Consider the following 17,283-nt stretch of genomic DNA (forward strand, 5'->3'; position numbering starts at 1 on the left):
GCTGTTTATGACAAACCCAGCGGTCTCCTCGTCCATCCCCAAAATCGTCATACCCCCTACAGTCTCAATGATGAGATCAAACACCGTTTCGGGCATGAAGCCAATATCACCCATCGAATCGATCAAGAGACGAGCGGTTTGGTTTTAGCGGCGCGAAACAAAATCAGCGAACGTGCTTTGAAGATGATGTTTGAAGAGCGCCAAATCACCAAGAAATATATTGCTATGGTAAAAGGTCATCTCAAAGATCCACTCGATATACAAGAGCCTCTGTTGCGTCGCGAAGATGAGAGCTCTATTGTACGTATGATCGTTCGAGTTCATCCTGAGGGAAAACCCTCCCGTACCTTTATCACACCGCTGAAGTATTTTCCTGACTCCGATACGACTCTCGTCGAGGCTTCACCCTATACGGGACGCCAACATCAGATACGGGTTCATTTGTTCCACGTGGAACATCCGATCGTCGGTGATCCTATCTATGGTCAAGATGAAAACAATGCCGTTCGCTTTTTGGATCGAGAGATGTCTGTAGAAGAACGCTTTTCCAATACCGGTGCGTCACGTCTTTTACTCCACGCCCATTCGCTCGAATTCACCTATAATGAGATTCCCTACCATGTTATCTCCAAAGAGGATTTCGTCACCCAATGTTTTGACGCGATGAGAGTGAAATAGATCCATGCCGTTCATCACCAAACAATTGTATTCACCCCAAAGGCAAATGGCACTACCCTTTTTAATGGACGAATTAGGACTCTCTCGTAGCGAAGGACAACGTCTAATCGCCAGAGGGAGATTGAGCCAAAACGGTGTCGTTATGGACGATCAATTCGGCTTCATCGAAGGCGCTTGTGAGTTCATCTGTTTTGAGCCGTTATCGCGTGGATTCAAACCGATGTTTGTCACTAACGACTTTGCAGTGTATGACAAACCCAGCGGTTTAAGTGTCCATCCCCATAGCCGTCTGTCACCCTACACACTGAACGATGAGATCAAACATCAGTTTGGCGATGATGCTAACGCGACCCACCGTATCGATCAAGAGACAAGCGGATTGGTTTTAGTTTCTCGAAATAAAAAAAGCGAGTCGGTTTTAAAAAAGTTATTCTCTGAACGTCTCATTTCCAAACGTTATCTTGCGATGGTGAGAGGTCATGTCAAAGATATTATTGATATTCAAGTACCTCTATTTCGAATCGATCATCCCAATCTTTTGATCAGTATGGTGGTCAAAGTTGACCCCAAAGGGAAACCTGCCCATACTATTATTCGACCGCTTCAGTACTTTCCTGAACACGATATGACCCTAGTAGAGGCATCACCTTTAACGGGTCGTACCCATCAAATTCGGGTTCATTTGTTCCACGTGGAACATCCGATCATCGGTGATCCGGTCTATGGACCGGAGGAAAAAGATGTTATTAGCTTCATCAAAAAAGAGTTATCGCCTGAGGATAGAGTGAGAATAGGGGGGTCAACACGACTCCTTCTTCACGCCCATTCTCTCGAATTTGAATATGAAAATGAAGCATATAAGATCGAATCGGAAAAAGATTTTGTCAAAGAATGTTTTGAAGCGATGCAAATTTATTAATTATGCTCCCGAAATTTACCTAAAGCCCAATCGCTGGCAGAAGTGCCAAAGCGATTGGAAGCGTTCTATTGAGGGAGCGATTTTCTTTTGTTTCTTTTCTTATTAAAAAGAAAAGATAGAATGAAATTAGACAGCGTTATTGATGTATCGCTGTCGTTTTGCCTCTTTGATTTTTCGAATATCCACCAAAATATATCCGTCAATACAGTTGTTAAAATCGGTATCAATCCCGAAATCCATAAACTCCACACCCCCCTCATCACACAACTCGCTGTACTGTTTATAGAGGGTAGGAACCGCTACATCGAATGCTTTTAAATAGTCCTTGAGCACTTTAAAATCCTCCGTATAGTTCTCTCCGCTGAACACGTTTTTAAACTCATCTTGGACATATTCAGAGAGTCGATACGGCGATTTTGCTTTCACCATCGTATGGTCTGAACCGAAATAAAGGGTGTAAAAATAGACCAAAGCTTCCTGTGCATGTTTGGGAAAACTCCCCGAAATACTCACCGGTCCCATCATATATTTCACCTCCGGATTATGACTCAGATAGGCTCCGATCCCCTGCCAAAGATAATCAAGCGCTCGACTTCCCCAGTATTTCGGCTGGACAAAACTCCGTCCCAATTCGATCGCATTTTCAAGAACAGGATCAAAACGATCCGAAATATGACACAGATCTGACATATACAATCCCTCTTTCCCTAACCACGAAAGAATCCACTCACACTCGCCGATACGATACGCTCCGGCAATCTCGAGCGCCTCATCATCCCACAACACTAAATGGTGGTAGTAGCGATCATACACATCAATGTCACGGGTTTTACCGCTCCCTTCACCCACTTTGCGAAAAGAGTATTCACGCAGCCGTCCGATCTCATTGATAATATTCGGGGCATTCTCGTGCTCTATAAGGTAGATTTGCTTGTTATCGCTCGTCAGACCCAACAGTTCGCCCCTACGAAGCTCCTGACGCAACTCCTGACGCGATACGGGATGTGCGATAGTACACTCGGTAGGATAGATCCCTCGCTTCCCTTTGGCAATACGGATAAGATGCTTACGAAACAATCGTGCGTGTCGTTTTTCGCTAAGATTAAAATCATTGAGCGCTTTTTCACTCACCATCTCCCCTATCGTAAAATCAAAAACACGATTACGTGCCGCAAATATTTCATGACTAAGCAACACTGCCCCTAGAGGTTTATAGATCCATGAGAGAGCGTAGAAGAGGGGAGAGTTTTTCCCTTTGATATGGATAGGGAGGATCGGTGTTGCATTGCGCTTGGCAAACTTTATAAAGCCTCCCTTCCATGTTCCCTCTTTTATCCCGAATAATCCTGCGCGAGATACTTCACCCGAGGGAAAGAAAATAACCGCCTCTTCGGCTTGCAGCGCTTTATCTATTTGCTGTAAAGCGTATTTAGAGACTCGATCGTTGATATTGTCCACACCAATCATGAACTCTTTGAGCTGGGTTATCTCCCCTAACATCCGATTGGCAACGATTTTCACTTTTTTATCCTGTCGAACAGAACATACCATTTGAATCAAACAAAGGGCGTCTAATGCACCCAAAGGGTGATTGGCGACAATAATCACTTTACCCATCGATGGAATGTTCTCGATTTGTTTATGAATCGTTTTATACGACACATTCAAATATTCCAAAACGGCATCTACAAATTCGAGTCCGATTTTTTCTTGGTGAATCTCCATAAAACGGTTAATCGATTTTTCATGCAATACCAACCGTGTTAATCCGACAATCGTTTTGTAGATCAACATCGGATACCGAAACAATTTCGGATACTCTTTTCGCAATATAAATTCTGCACTAACCATGACATACCCTTTATTAACAGAGAAATCTTAACGATCTCCCTTATTTTCGATACGGTAAATAATGTTAGTTTCAGAATGATTACGTTTCGATTACTGTCGTATTACTCTGCATTTTTGGAAAAAAATTCCCGTAATATGTGAATAACTTTTTATAACATGAGCTTAATTGATTATTAAAGTGATAAAATTCTTTGAAAGCCCGCAATATAGGGCTTTAAGCATGTTTAAAGGTAGTGATATTCAGGGTAGATTTAGATAAAAAATTTCTGAACTTTGGAACTGTTTTTGAATTTTTTTGCGCTAAATGGAGGTTACTTATTCACAACACGGTCACAGTGTGAATATTACACATTTTAGGATATTTTAGATAATTTTTTACACTTTCAGAAATCTTTTAGCAGCATAACAGAGATTAACACTTAAGAGAGAGATCAATCCCAATTTATTAAGGTTATCTAAGTCTCTTTGGATAAACTTCTGACTTGGCGACCTTCCTGGTGTGTCGGTCGCTATACCCCTTTTTTCTCTCTGCTCTTTTGATTGATCTCTAACTTTACTCTTTGAGCATGCGTAATCGCTACCGCCATCGCATCGGTAATATCGAGCGGTTTTATCTCTTTCGTTATTCCTAGTATCTGTTTTACCATAAATGCCACTTGCTCTTTTGCCGCTTTTGCTTTGCCGGTTAATGCCTTTTTCACTTGCAACGGCGTGTATTCGGCAAACATCCCGTATTCTTGCAAGAGTTTCAAAGTGATAGCTCCGCGAAATTGTGCTAGCTTTAACACTGTTTTGGGGTTATGGGCATAAAAAATGTCTTCCATCGCTACTTCATCGATCGTGTGAGAATGAAACAGCTGTTCAATCGCTTCAGCCACTTGAGGAATTTGGTATTGAAGCGCTTCGGCTTTGATCTTGATAAGTCCCGCTTCAACAAGACGAATTTTTTGACCTTCGATTTTCACGATTGCATAACCGCAATTTCGTGTCCCCGGGTCGATCCCCAAAATATTCATTCTTTTCCTTATTCACATCGGTGAATATCTTCTATTCACTTCGTATTTGATCCTAATTATAGGCAAATATCGGTATTATTCACAAATACTATTCACATAAGGGAAAAGATGAATTCGATCGGTAAACAGGTTTTAAATGCGCTCAAAGGGGAGATCAACGAAATCGACTACCAACGCTACATTAAACAGCTTACCTATGACGAAAGCGAATCCAAAAGCAATCTGGCCATTTATCGTGCCCCCAATGCCCTCATAGCCAACTGGGTACGAACCAAATTCGCCGATAAAATCGCTCATCTATTTGAAATTAAAACCAATATCAAACCGACCGTGTCCATTTTGATCCAATCCACCTCCGCAGCAACCCCCTCAGCCGTTTCAAATCCGACTATGCAAACGAACACGGAACGTCCCAGCGGATCGTTGCTCAACCCCTCTTATACCTTTCAAAATTTTGTTGTGGGCGATTCAAATAATTTTGCGTTTATCGCCGCCAAAAACGTGAGTGAAAAACCGGGGGTCGTTTATAATCCTCTCTTTATCTACGGCGGCGTCGGGCTGGGAAAAACCCACTTGATGCAATCGGTCGGAAACGTGATGCTTTCTCAAGGTAAAACGGTCATTTACACCTCGGTAGAACAGTTCCTCAACGATTTTACCCGACACCTCAGTAACCGTACCATGGATCGATTCAAAGACAAATACCGTAAATGTGATTTGCTCCTCATCGACGATATTCAATTTTTGAGCAATAAAAATCAGATCCAAGAAGAGTTCTTCCACACTTTCGACGCTCTGCGAAATGAGAACAAACAGATCATTATCACCTCCGATAAACCTCCAAAAAAAATCGGCGGTCTCGAAGAGCGTCTCAAAAGCCGATTTGAGTCGGGACTCGTTGCCGATATTCAACCCCCTGAACTCGAAACGAAAATCGAGATTATCAAGAAAAAATGTGAGATCAACCGTGTCAAACTCGATCGGGAAGTGATCAACTACGTCGCGACGATTATCGAGAACAACACCCGCGAAATCGAAGGGATCCTCTCCAAGCTCAATGCCTATTCACAGCTGATGGGAGTTGACATCACCATCGAGTTTGCCCGAAACGTCCTCAAAGAACAAATGGCGGAAAAACGGAGCAACATTACGACCGACCTCATTATGGACACCGTGGCAAAAGAGCTCAATATCAAACCGAGTGAAATCCGCTCCAAAAGCCGAAACAGCAACATCGTCTATGCACGACGGATTGCCATTTATCTCTCCCGCTCACTCACACCCAACTCGATGCCTCAACTTGCTCAATATTTCGGGATGAAAGATCATACCGCCGTCAGTCATACGATGAAAAAAATCCAAGAGTTGATGAAAAACGACGAAGATTTCCGAATGAAAATCGAAGAACTCTCCAATAAAGTCTCAATTGCAACTCCGGAATAACCTTTTATGTTTGTAAAGGGGTTTTAAAAAAGATATAATTCCCCTTACGTGAATAGATGTGAATGAAATAGAGTTGATTCATCACATGAAGAAATCAGGAGAGAGCGGTGTTTGTGGTGTGTTTTCACCCATTCACACCCCCTTATTACTAACTACTACAATTAATGCTTATATATAATAAAAGGAGTCTTTTATGAAAATTACCGTTGATAAATCGGTTTTGGAAAATATCCTTCTTCATCTTCAACCTTTTTTAGAGAAAAAAGATACATCGCAAATCACTTCCCATATATTGCTCTCTACCGATGGGAGAACCCTTTACGCCAAAGCAACCGATTTTGAAATCGGACTGGTTATTCAAACCAACTCGGTCAGTGTTGAAGAACCAGGTTCTCTAACCGCTAACGGTAAAAAGCTTCTGGATATTATCCGTATCCTCAAAGATGAAGAGGTTGAACTCTCTCTTGAAAAAGAGACTCTCATCATTCGTCAAAAACGATCGAACTTTAAACTCCCTACCTATAAGAGTTCAGAATTCCCTTCTTTCCCGACAACCGATGGAAAACCTAACATCGCTATCAACTCTCATCTTTTGATTGAATCGTTGAAAAAAATCACTCCGGCTGCAGACACTAACAATCCGAAGTTTGAACTCAACGGTGCTTTGATCGACATTAAAAGCAATCAGATCAACTTTGTCTCAACCGATACTCGACGTCTTGCATTGGTTCATATCGACAGTCAAAGCGATGCGGAACTCTCTATCATCGTCCCTAAAAAAGCGATTATCGAAATACAAAAACTTTTTAATGACAACATCGAGATTTTCTACGATAATACCCATCTCATTATCAAATCGGAAGATTCACTCTTTTATACCAAACTCATTAACGGTAAATTTCCCGATTACAGCCGAATTATCCCAAAAGAGGCTCAACGTATCCTAACCCTACCGAAAAGCGTTATCGTTACCGCTATCAAGCAGATTACGACGATCTCCAATGATTTGAAACTCACTTTCCAAAACGACTCCATTTTGTTTGAGAGTTTGAGTGATGACAACATCGAAGCAAAAACAGCGGTGGAAATAGAAAACGGGTTTGAAACACCGTTTATCCTTGCGATCAACAGCCGCTATATTTTGGACTTTTTATCTCAAGTTAACAGTACTGAATTTACCCTCGAAGCGAATGAATCAAATCAGCCGTTTGTTTTAAAAGATCAAAATTTTAAAACCATCGTTATGCCGATTGTTATCTAATTTTACCCCTCTTCGTCATCCTCGGGCTTGACCCGGGGATCCATCCCCAATTTATATATAAGCTGGATTCCCGCGAAGACGGGAATAACAGAGCTAAACCTTCTTTTTAGTTTAACTTCGCTAAAATAAAGCATTAAACACGCTTAAAAGCTGGAGCAACTATGGAAAATTACGGTGCTAGTAATATTAAAGTCCTAAAAGGTCTCGAAGCCGTTCGAAAACGACCGGGTATGTATATCGGTGACACCGGTCATCGTGGTCTTCACCATCTCATCTACGAAGTTGTTGACAACTCGATCGATGAAGCGATGGCAGGACATTGTGATACAATCTCGGTAACCTTGACCAAAAACGGTACGGCAGTCGTCAGCGATAACGGTCGCGGTATTCCGACCGATATGCATCCGACTGAGGGGATCTCTGCGGCAACCGTTGTTTTGACGGTACTTCATGCGGGGGGAAAATTCGATAAAGATACCTATAAAGTCTCGGGCGGTTTGCACGGGGTAGGGGTCTCGGTTGTTAATGCACTCTCCTCTGATTTGAAAATGACTATTTTCCGTGAGGGTCAAAGTTTTGAGCAAAATTTTAAATGCGGTATCCCTCAAGAGCCGTTAGCTGTAACGGGTAATACACGTAAACGTGGAACAACGATCGAGTTTTTTCCCGATCCTTCGATCTTTACCGAAACCATCATTTTCGATTACGACTATCTGGCAAAACGGTTCCGTGAACTCGCCTATCTCAATCCGAAAATCACTATCGTGTTCAAAGATGAACGAAACGGTGCTGAAAATACCTACCATTACGAAGGGGGTATCAGCCAATTCGTTACCGATGTGAATAAAAAAGTCGTTGTTGCCTCTCCGTTTGCATTCAGCGAAAAAATCGAAGACATTGAGATGGACATCGCCATCATGTATAACGACAGCTACGATGATAAAACCTTCACGTTTGTTAATAACATCAATACCCCTAACGGCGGTACCCACGAAGCGGGTTTCCGTGCGGGATTGACACGTGTTATCTCCAACTACAACAAACAAAACGGTAACGCTAAAGAGAAAGATGTACCTCTTACCGGAGAAGATGTCTCCGAAGGGCTTATCTGTGTCGTATCGGTTCGCGTTCCGGAACCTCAGTTTGAGGGTCAAACTAAAGGGAAACTCGGAAATACCTACGTTCGACCGTTGGTGCAAAAAGTTACCTACGAAAAATTAACCAAATATTTCGAAGAAAATCCGATCCAAGCCAAAGCAATCGTCCAAAAAGCCCTTATGGCGGCACGCGGACGTGAAGCGGCGAAAAAAGCGCGTGAATTGACACGACGCAAAGATGCAATGACGGTAGGAACCTTACCGGGTAAACTCGCCGACTGCCAAAGCAAAGATCCGTCGATCAGCGAACTCTATCTGGTGGAAGGGGACTCTGCGGGCGGTTCGGCGAAACAAGGGCGTGACCGTGTTTTCCAAGCGATTTTGCCGCTCAAAGGTAAAATCCTCAACGTTGAAAAAGCACGTTTGGACAAAATCCTAAAATCCGAAGAGATCACTAACATGATTACGGCGCTCGGATGCGGAATCGGTGAAGAGTTTAACGAAGACAAACTCCGTTACCACAAAATCATCATCATGACCGATGCCGACGTCGACGGTAGCCATATCCAAACGTTGTTATTGACGTTCTTCTTCCGATACTTGCCGAAGATCGTTGAGAACGGTTATCTCTATCTTGCACAGCCCCCTCTTTATCGTTACAAAAAAGGGAAAAAAGAGATCTACTTCAAAGACGATCGTGTCATGAACGCCTTCTTGATCGAAAACGGTATCGAAGCACTCGAGTCTGAAAACCTCAATATCGGTGTGAACGATCTCGTCTCATTCTTTAAAATGGTCGATCACTATCGCAGTACCCTCGATGCGTTGGAACGCCGCTATGCTCTCGTTGAATTGATCCGTTATTTCATCGAAAATCCGGATTTGATCGCATTGCCGCTCAAAGAGTTGTATCCGAAAGTCGAAGCGTTCTTGAATGAACAAGGAAATAATATCCTCAGCAAAAATGTTAGCGATGAAGATATGCATCTGTTTGTTCAAACCAAAGAGGGGCTTGAAGAGCTTCATATCAATGATGAGCTTTTTGCATCACCTCATTTTGCCGAAGCAAACTACATTTACCAAAAAATCCAAGAGTGGAATTTGCCTCTCAATGGCGATTTGCTCGAATCGTTGACCCAAATCACCGATTTCGCGAAGAAAGGCTCTTACATCCAACGCTATAAAGGTCTTGGTGAGATGAATCCTGAACAGCTTTGGGAAACAACTATGACGCCGGAAAACCGCGTATTGCTCCGTATCACGATTGATGATGCCGAAGCAGCGGGAGAGTCGTTTAATCTCTTTATGGGTGATGATGTTGAACCGCGCCGTAACTACATCGAAACGCACGCTAAAGACGTAAAACACTTGGATATTTAAACGATCTTTATGACCTATACCGAACAAAAAGAGAGGGAACACCGTTTTGCGTTAGCGCTTCGGATGGGGTTGCCGATCTTTTTTCTCAGTTCGGTTACCCTTTTTGCCCTTTTTACCCAAACGCATACTACCCTTACATCGTTAATTCTCCTCTCCATCACTTTGCTCGGGATAATGGTCTATTTTATTTTCTATCTCATTTATCAAAGCAGTCGAGAAAATATCACTGACTCCGTAACCCATGCGTTTACTTCGGAATATTTCTTTCGATTAGCCGCAAAACATATTTCTAAAAACACCCATACGATTATGATGATCAGCGTTCAAAATTTGTGGTCGATCAATGAACGTTACGGGATTAAAAACGGGGATGATGCATTACGAAGTGCCGTAAAAAAAATCGATCGGTTTTTTCGAGAAAAAGGGATTGATAAACTTCCGATCGGGCGTCATAAGGGGGGCGATTTTTTACTGTTTTTGTCAGGTGAAAAAGAAGATTTTATCCCCCTTTTGGAACTGTTTTTGAGTAAATACCAGAACTATGTTTATCATGAGATTGAGATAAGACTCGAAGCGGTAATGGTCGATTCACGCCTATCAAATGATATTGACCATTTATTGAGCCGTTTGTATGAGTTAAATCATGATCGTATCAGTAATGAAAAAGAGGAACTCTATTCGATCAACGAACTTGAGCAGGAGATTATAGAGGCTCTGGAGGAAAAACGGTTTTCAATCGGATTTTGGCCGGTATGCTGCGATGAATATGCTGTATTTGATACAACCGTCAAACTGATCGATTCGCAACAGAGATTTATCCATCAAAGCCGATATGTTCCGGTGCTCAATCGTTTGAATAAAATGCGCTATCTTGAAAGTGACGTGTTAGAGCAAATCGGAAAAGTGTGTGATGACAAAAATCGAAACTTTATTATGAGTGTTTCCTCGGTTACTTTGCGAAATCCCCATTTTTTTGAACATGCATTGACCCTGTTTGAACGCTATCCTAATGCGCGTTATAAGATAACGCTTCTGTTTGAAGAGAAAGAGTATTGTCATCAGTTGGAGCGTTTTGCCCAACAAATCGCCCACTATCGCAAAGCAGGCTACAAAATTGCGCTGGATCGGTTGGGGGGCTACCATACGGCTCTTTTATATCTAAAAGAGTTGGAAGTGGATGTTGTCCGTTTCGATCCCCTCTACAGCCGCAATATAAAAAAAGCGGGGTATCAAAACATCATACAAGGGCTAAATTTGAGTGCTCACCTATGCGGAACGAAAACGTGGATCCCTATGGTAGAAGATCATGAAACCGATCAGCTGGCTCAGTCGCTAAAAATAAATTATCGGCAGGGCAATTATCACGGTAAAATTGTAACACTAGAAGAGATAAAAGGATAACGGATGAAATACGGAGAACAAATAGTCGAAAATTTTGACATCGAAAAAGATTTTGAAATTTGGCCAAACGTGCATGAACGTGAATATGTGATCAAAGTGACCTTGCCGGAATTTACCTGCCTTTGCCCTCGAAGCGGTTATCCCGATTTTGCGACGATTTACGTCGAATACACACCGGACAAGTGGGTGGCCGAACTCAAAGCTATCAAACTGTACATTAATTCGTTCAGAAACCGCCATATTTCGCACGAAAACAGTGCAAATGAGATCTACAGTACCTTTGAGTCTAAAATCGCTCCTAAGCGCTTAAAAGTGGTTGCAGACTATTATCCGCGCGGAAATGTTCATACAGTGGTTGAGATCGACAGCGAAAAAATGGAACTCTCCCGCTAAAGCGGGAGAAATGTAAACTTCTAAAATCTGTAGGTATACGTTAAATTGGCACTGCGTCCCCAATGGGCGGGAATAGTGTTAGTTCCGTTCGTGTAATTGAGATTGGCGGCATAAATATCTTCATTCAAAAGATTGTCGAGATAAAGGGACAATGAAGAGCGTCCGATTTGACCGAAATTCCACATTTTTGCCGTATCAACGGAGATATTAGCGGTTAAAAGATGGTAAGGATCCGCACTCGGGTTAAGGGATACTCCTGAAACCGTTAAATCGTGAGATTTACCGATATAGCTGTCAAACACAGCGATATTCATCCCGTAAATTCCGTGGTAGGAACCCCCTAATTTGACCATGGTATTTGGGGCAAAGGTTGTATCTTCGGCACCGCTGTCCGTTTTGTTGATTTGATAGCTGAAATTCCCCAAAACGCTGAAATTATCATTTAATTCCACACGCCCTTCTGCTTCAATCCCCTGAAAACGGACATATCCTCGATTGGTAAATGTGGATCGTCCCGGTGAATAGGGTATTCTCACAATCAAATTCTCAAGCATCGTGTCATAGAGAGCGATCGCATAGTATTGCTTCGATGTTTGATAAATGAGCTGTGCATCGTAGGTTGCCACCTTTTCAGGGTTTAACAACGGATTTCCGAGCAGTGTCGGGGCATTGATTTTTGCTTCCTGAAGATTGGGTGAACGATACGCTTCGCTGTAGAGGAGTTTTAGCCACCAATTATCTCCGAATCCCTGAATAAATCCGGCCCGTTTGGAGAGGTCGCTTTGGGAATCTTCGGGTTTGTTTAGCTGGGCACCGAGAATGAGTTTTTGTTTCGGAGAGAGCATGTAGTCGAGTTGGGTATAAGCACTTTTGTTGTTCATTTCGGAATAGGGGAATGTTCCCGTATTTCTAAACTCTGTTTCGTAGTTAGAAGAGTTGGCCCCGAAGAGGAGGTTAAGATCGGTGGCGACATTACCCCGCACGATCACCTCTGTCATATCATAGCGATCTTTATAATGGTTTCTGGCACCTGAACCGCTGATTTGCCAATCGAATTCACCCAAATTCACTGTATAGTTGATCGATACATCCCATCCGCTTGTGAGATCGTAGAGGTATCCGACATCCAAAAAATTTCTTTTTTTATTCATCGCTGAGGAGGGGAGGTCAAAGGTAGAACCGCCGCTGTCTTCGTTGTTGTTCATCACCATAGCATTTAGGGTGAACCCCTTGTATTTCGCATTAATAACGAGGTTATCGCTGTTTTCAGCCGTACCGTAGGTTCCTAGTGCGTTGCTTTTGTCAAAAATTCCGCCAACACTGTCGCCATCAGCACGAATAGCGTTAAGAGCGATATTCAGACTGTAGTCATTTCCCCCTATCAAGGTCGAGAGTTCAACCTGAGTGCGATCAAAACTTCCCGCGCTGAGATCGACACGGGTCTCATTGATCGATTTTTGGGCATCTTTGGTGACGATGTTTATGACCCCAGACATCGCATTGGTACCGTAAATGACCGATCCGGGACCTCGTATCACCTCAATATGGTCAATCATATCGAGAGGAAATCCGAGATAAATATCGAAGTTAAACCCTCCGTCCGTCCCCTCGTGGATCGGACGGCCGTTTAGGAGGATCACTTCCCATCCTTCCTGATGGGCACCGTTCATTGCCCTGATGGAGGTTTTATTGTGGGGACGTTGGTGGGAGCCGAGAACTTGCATCCCGACGAGACGATCAATGACATCGCGTAAATGGCGTGCGCCGTATTGCTGAATCTCTTGTGACGATACGACGGTGACGACACCGGGTGCCAAATGCTGGCTTTCATCACGGCGTGATGTACTCGTAACTTGTATATTAAGAAGATCCTCAAGCGAAAGTGGGGCTAAATCCGACGCTTCGTCTGCTTGAAGAAGGGTGCAGGAGAGTGCTGCGATCAAAAAAACGTTTTTCATGATAACCCTTTTCTCTAAAATTTACGTACTAAAGCTGATTAAAACAATGATAACGTCATTCACTTAAAATTTGTTAAGATAATAATTCTGAGTTTAATGTAGCGGGTTCAAGAGGGAGTGTGAGAGTAAATTCTACCCCTTTTTGAGGTTCGGAGCGAAGAGAAATCTCCCCTTTGAGCTTTTGCGTAATCAGGTTATAGACGATGTTAAGCCCCAGACCGGTTCCTCCGGCATTGCGTTTGGTCGTCGTAAAAGGTTCAAACGCTATTTTTTTGATTTTTTCATCCATCCCCACACCGTTATCGCTATAGGTTAGAATAAGACGTTTACCCTCCGTATTAAATCGGATGGTGATGGTTGCCTCGGTGCTGGATCCGCTAAATCCGTGCAGGAGTGAGTTTTGTATAAAGTTACTGATGATTTGGGCATATACACCCGGATAGGATTTGATGAGAAGATCGCGATCTCCCTCTAAAATTACGGTTACCGGTACTTTTTTGAGTTTGTTATGAAAGGTAAGAAGTATCTCTTCAAGGTATTCATACAGATTAAATTCCTGTTTATCTTCTACGCTCTGATCGACTGAAATTCGTTTAAAACTGCGGATCAGATTTGCGGCATGGTTGATACTGTTGAGGAGGAGATGAGAGGTTTCGTTTAGAATCGTGAGCTTTTGCTCCATCACGGTTTTTTTGAGGGTTCCCTCTTCCATTTGATGAAGGAGCTGTTGAGTTTCTCTGACAATGATGGAACCGCCTGTGATTGCATTTCCCAAAGGGGTGTTGACTTCATGTGCTACACCGCTGACGAGATTTCCCAATGCGGCCATTTTTTCAGATTCTACCAGTTGAATCTGGGTGTTCTTGAGTGTTTCCAGAGAGTTTTGAAGCTCCATTGTTCGCGATGTAACCCGTGATTCCAAATGGGTCGTTAGGGATTCCGTCTCGCTTAGGAGGTGGTTAAACGCATCGTACAAATAAGCGATTTCATCCTTTTTATCATGTGTGACACGAAGGGAATAGTTACTGTTTTCGGCCACCTCTTTGGCCGCTTCAGTCAATATGAGAATAGGCTGAAGAATGTTTTTGCTCAGGATGCGAGAAATAAAGTAGATGATAAAAATCAGGATCACTGAAAAAAGTGCGACGGATTTAAGTAAATCGACCACAAAAGAGGTGATTCGTTCCGTTTTTTTCTCTATGTATAGATAGCCGAGGAGTTGATTATTTTGTTTGATTTCGAGGGTGTTTATTAATTTCCCCAACTTAAACGGGTTCCAACTCGGGTGTTCATACCGTATCCCTAAGGGAAAAATGGTTTTCGGCATCGATTGGTGGTTAGGATTATAGATAGTTATAGGGGTTTTGTCCGGAGCGTAAACAACGGCAAAAAGAACATTTTTATTTTTTTGGAGTTGATACATAGAGGTATCGATGGCCTGAAGATCAAAAAAAGCCAAGGGTGCCGTTACTAGATCAACAACTAAATTTGCCTGAAGATCACTTTCATGAAGATAGGCTCGTTTTTCGTGGTTAATGCTGTACCATGAGAGAAAAAGTGTTCCCGTGATAACGACAAACAGGCTTGTGATGATCAGTGATAGAACCATTTGAGAGGTGATAGAGTGGGTATTTAGACTCATTTTGCCCCCCCTGTCGGTTCAATAACGGTCGCAAAATTGAGAAGCTTATAGCTGGCGTTTAGGTTGGCATTTTCCAAATTGCGCTGATTGATAACAAACTTGAACGCATTGTTTTGTAAATAAAACCCGATCATTGCCCCCCGTTTAGCGTCGTCGTCGTCATCACTGATGATCAACACATTGTTTTTACGCAAAGCACCGAGGAGCGCTTCGTTTTGATGGGGTTTGGAACCTCTAAAATAGAGGATATGGCATTTGAACATCTCTTCGGTAGAGTCCCCTTCGTGTAGGGAAATCACTTTGAGGGGATGGTTATTAAAAAGATGAGATGAATAGTTTTTTTGGAGTGTTTGAGCGAACAGGTCATCATTGTAAATACAGATCGTGTAGGAGTCTATCGGCTTCGGCCATTTGATAAACATCGTAAAGCGCTCTAAATAAGCGGCTTTTACACTCTCTTCGGAAATAGCAAATACAGAGGCGATGCAGAAAAAAAGAAAAAAGACAGCGGCAAGAAGCTTTGTCGTTTTCATCAGATCAAGTCGGGTTTGGGTTCGCCTAAAAAATACCCTTGGGCGTAATCGACTCCCATCGCTTTGACGATTTCGTACACTTGAGGGCTATGGACAAATTCCGCTACGGTTTTTACCCCTATTTTATGGGTAAAGAAGAGGATCGTCTCCGTCACTGTTTGGGATTTTTTATTCACATCAATATCTTTGATATAGGTCCCGTCGATTTTCACAATATCGAGGTCAAGATTACCGAGTTGGGCGAAGTTGGAGCATTGGACTCCGAAATCGTCCAAACACAGATGATACCCCATTTTCGTCAGTTCATTGAGATGTTTTTCGGCGATCGGATTTGTCAAAATGCTGATATCTTCAAGTATCTCGAAATAGATTCGATCCGCATTGATACCGTATCGGGTGCGGGTTCGCTCAATATAGCCGATGAAATCGGGTTCTACGAGATCCTGATCGGTGATGTTGACCGAGAAGTGCAGAGTATTGGTGCTGAATCGTGCGCACGTTTGCTCAAACACCCGTTGGGTAATTTGATACAGAAGTCCGGCAAATCGGGCGGTGGCGAGAAAATGGTAAGGGGTATAGACAATCCCGTCATGTTCAAGCCGTACAAGCGCTTCATATTTGCATATTTCACCGCTTTGACAATCGACGATGGGTTGATAATAGGTTAGCAGTTTGTTATTATCAAGAGCGTCTTTGAGCCATTTGGTCCATTTGGTATTCTCTTTGATTTGTTGGATAACCGCCAAACTATCGGAATAGACCTGTATCCGATTCCGGCTCATTTTTCGTGCTTCGCGCAGGGCAATTTCGGCTTTTTGGATCATATTTCCCATATCGTGTTCTACGACACCCATCGTGACATTGATCCGATGTTCAATGGTATTAATGAGAAATGAGTGTTTGGTGATCGTACTTTGAAGACGGAAAACCTCCCTCTGGATGTCCGGCACCTCTTTGTTGTCGGTGAGTACGGCAAAAATATCGGCTTCAAGGCGATACAGTTTACAAAAATGGCAGGAGTTGTCACGCAGTATTTTGCCAAATTGGAGCAACATCTGATCTCCGACTTCGAATCCGTAGACATCATTGATCATACTGAAGGCATCGATATTTACTAGTATAAGGGACATCGGCTCGTCGGTATCGAGATCGTAGTTGAGTTTGACGCGATTACCCAATCCGGTTAGGCTGTCGGTAATCATGGCAGCATAGATTTCATTCTTTTTATTGAGAAGTTCAACGATCTGTTTGTACTGCGATAGTGCGCTTCGGATCGTGGTGTAGAGGCGGTCGGTGGTCAGTTCCGTTTTTTCTTTGTAGTCGTTGATGTCATAATGATCGATAACGTATCGCTCCGGTGCGACACCCGGCTGTCCGGTTCGGATAATAATCCGGATGGTGCTATTGTTTAAATGGTACCGGATCGTTTCGACTAAATCGAGACCGGCGGTTTCACTCTCCATCACAACATCGAGTAAAATAATCGCAATATCATCATTCTTTTTTAACATTTCAGCCGCTTCGGCGGCGCTGTATGCAGAGAAGAAGCGCAGAGGTTTGCGCTCGTACGTGAAGTCATGGAGTGCTAATTTCGTGAAGGAATGAACTTCGGCATCATCATCGACGATCATGACCGTCCACGGAGTCTCAGATAATGTCACTTCCTCTTCGGGTGCGAATAAAAGTTCATCATCTGACATTTTGTTTCCTT

The 17,283-nt window shown here is 42.9% G+C and carries 13 protein-coding genes; 7 read left to right on the plus strand and 6 right to left on the minus strand.

Annotated elements, in window-relative coordinates:
• Window positions 1–678, plus strand: a 678-nt coding sequence (locus VFW36_RS05445) for an RNA pseudouridine synthase (protein ID WP_329657801.1), incomplete at its 5' end; no start/stop codon positions are given.
• Window positions 679–724: 46 nt separating this feature from the next.
• The gene (locus tag VFW36_RS05450; protein ID WP_329657802.1) at window positions 725–1,597 is read left to right on the plus strand and encodes an RluA family pseudouridine synthase; all 873 of its coding nucleotides are present in this window, start codon (window positions 725–727) and stop codon (window positions 1,595–1,597) included.
• A 126-nt stretch (window positions 1,598–1,723) separates the two neighbouring features.
• On the opposite strand, the gene VFW36_RS05455 is transcribed toward VFW36_RS05450, so the two are convergent.
• Both VFW36_RS05455 and ruvC read right to left on the minus strand, forming a co-directional pair.
• A complete protein-coding gene (locus tag VFW36_RS05455) occupies window positions 1,724–3,448 on the minus strand; it encodes a lysophospholipid acyltransferase family protein (protein WP_329657803.1) in 1,725 nt (574 codons plus the stop codon).
• A 509-nt stretch (window positions 3,449–3,957) separates the two neighbouring features.
• Entirely contained in the window at window positions 3,958–4,464 is a 507-nt protein-coding gene (gene ruvC / locus VFW36_RS05460) for a crossover junction endodeoxyribonuclease RuvC (protein ID WP_329657804.1), read from the minus strand.
• A gap of 108 nt (window positions 4,465–4,572) precedes the next feature.
• Between ruvC and dnaA the strand changes: the two genes are divergently transcribed.
• From dnaA to queF, 5 genes are all read left to right on the plus strand, one after another.
• On the plus strand, window positions 4,573–5,907 hold the full coding sequence (gene dnaA / locus VFW36_RS05465; protein WP_329657805.1) for a chromosomal replication initiator protein DnaA: 1,335 nt from the start codon (window positions 4,573–4,575) through the stop codon (window positions 5,905–5,907).
• A gap of 193 nt (window positions 5,908–6,100) precedes the next feature.
• Window positions 6,101–7,168, plus strand: a complete 1,068-nt coding sequence (gene dnaN, locus VFW36_RS05470) for a DNA polymerase III subunit beta (RefSeq protein WP_329657806.1) — start codon at window positions 6,101–6,103, stop codon at window positions 7,166–7,168.
• 161 nt (window positions 7,169–7,329) lie between these two features.
• Complete coding sequence (gene gyrB, locus VFW36_RS05475) at window positions 7,330–9,645, plus strand: DNA topoisomerase (ATP-hydrolyzing) subunit B (protein ID WP_329657807.1); 2,316 nt, start codon at window positions 7,330–7,332, stop codon at window positions 9,643–9,645.
• A 9-nt stretch (window positions 9,646–9,654) separates the two neighbouring features.
• On the plus strand, window positions 9,655–11,046 hold the full coding sequence (locus tag VFW36_RS05480; protein WP_329657808.1) for an EAL domain-containing protein: 1,392 nt from the start codon (window positions 9,655–9,657) through the stop codon (window positions 11,044–11,046).
• A gap of 3 nt (window positions 11,047–11,049) precedes the next feature.
• Entirely contained in the window at window positions 11,050–11,439 is a 390-nt protein-coding gene (gene queF / locus VFW36_RS05485; RefSeq protein WP_329657809.1) for a preQ(1) synthase, read from the plus strand.
• Between the two features lie 20 nt (window positions 11,440–11,459).
• Here the strand turns inward: queF and VFW36_RS05490 are convergent, their stop codons facing one another.
• The 4 genes from VFW36_RS05490 to VFW36_RS05505 form a co-directional block, all read right to left on the minus strand.
• Entirely contained in the window at window positions 11,460–13,397 is a 1,938-nt protein-coding gene (locus VFW36_RS05490; protein ID WP_329657810.1) for a TonB-dependent receptor plug domain-containing protein, read from the minus strand.
• Window positions 13,398–13,470: 73 nt separating this feature from the next.
• A complete protein-coding gene (locus tag VFW36_RS05495; protein ID WP_329657811.1) occupies window positions 13,471–15,039 on the minus strand; it encodes an ATP-binding protein in 1,569 nt (522 codons plus the stop codon).
• The gene (locus tag VFW36_RS05500) at window positions 15,036–15,572 is read right to left on the minus strand and encodes a YfiR family protein (RefSeq protein ID WP_329657812.1); all 537 of its coding nucleotides are present in this window, start codon (window positions 15,570–15,572) and stop codon (window positions 15,036–15,038) included. The genes VFW36_RS05495 and VFW36_RS05500 overlap by 4 nt, the downstream gene beginning before the upstream one ends.
• On the minus strand, window positions 15,572–17,272 hold the full coding sequence (locus VFW36_RS05505) for a two-component system response regulator (RefSeq protein ID WP_329657813.1): 1,701 nt from the start codon (window positions 17,270–17,272) through the stop codon (window positions 15,572–15,574). Before VFW36_RS05505 ends, VFW36_RS05500 begins: the two co-directional genes overlap by 1 nt.
• Between the last annotated feature and the right edge of the window lie 11 nt (window positions 17,273–17,283).

It is taken from the genome of Sulfuricurvum sp. (assembly GCF_036279695.1).
GTDB lineage: Bacteria > Campylobacterota > Campylobacteria > Campylobacterales > Sulfurimonadaceae > Sulfuricurvum.

Excerpts from the sequence above, each read along its gene's own strand:
- VFW36_RS05505 (WP_329657813.1), bottom strand. The coding sequence starts at position 17,272 with ATGTCAGATGATGAACTTTTATTCGCACCCGAAGAGGAAGTGACATTA.
- VFW36_RS05455 (WP_329657803.1), bottom strand. The coding sequence starts at position 3,448 with ATGGTTAGTGCAGAATTTATATTGCGAAAAGAGTATCCGAAATTGTTT.
- dnaA (WP_329657805.1), top strand. The coding sequence starts at position 4,573 with ATGAATTCGATCGGTAAACAGGTTTTAAATGCGCTCAAAGGGGAGATC.
- dnaN (WP_329657806.1), top strand. The coding sequence starts at position 6,101 with ATGAAAATTACCGTTGATAAATCGGTTTTGGAAAATATCCTTCTTCAT.
- VFW36_RS05450 (WP_329657802.1), top strand. The coding sequence starts at position 725 with ATGGCACTACCCTTTTTAATGGACGAATTAGGACTCTCTCGTAGCGAA.
- VFW36_RS05500 (WP_329657812.1), bottom strand. The coding sequence starts at position 15,572 with ATGAAAACGACAAAGCTTCTTGCCGCTGTCTTTTTTCTTTTTTTCTGC.
- ruvC (WP_329657804.1), bottom strand. The coding sequence starts at position 4,464 with ATGAATATTTTGGGGATCGACCCGGGGACACGAAATTGCGGTTATGCA.
- VFW36_RS05490 (WP_329657810.1), bottom strand. The coding sequence starts at position 13,397 with ATGAAAAACGTTTTTTTGATCGCAGCACTCTCCTGCACCCTTCTTCAA.
- VFW36_RS05480 (WP_329657808.1), top strand. The coding sequence starts at position 9,655 with ATGACCTATACCGAACAAAAAGAGAGGGAACACCGTTTTGCGTTAGCG.
- queF (WP_329657809.1), top strand. The coding sequence starts at position 11,050 with ATGAAATACGGAGAACAAATAGTCGAAAATTTTGACATCGAAAAAGAT.
- gyrB (WP_329657807.1), top strand. The coding sequence starts at position 7,330 with ATGGAAAATTACGGTGCTAGTAATATTAAAGTCCTAAAAGGTCTCGAA.
- VFW36_RS05495 (WP_329657811.1), bottom strand. The coding sequence starts at position 15,039 with ATGAGTCTAAATACCCACTCTATCACCTCTCAAATGGTTCTATCACTG.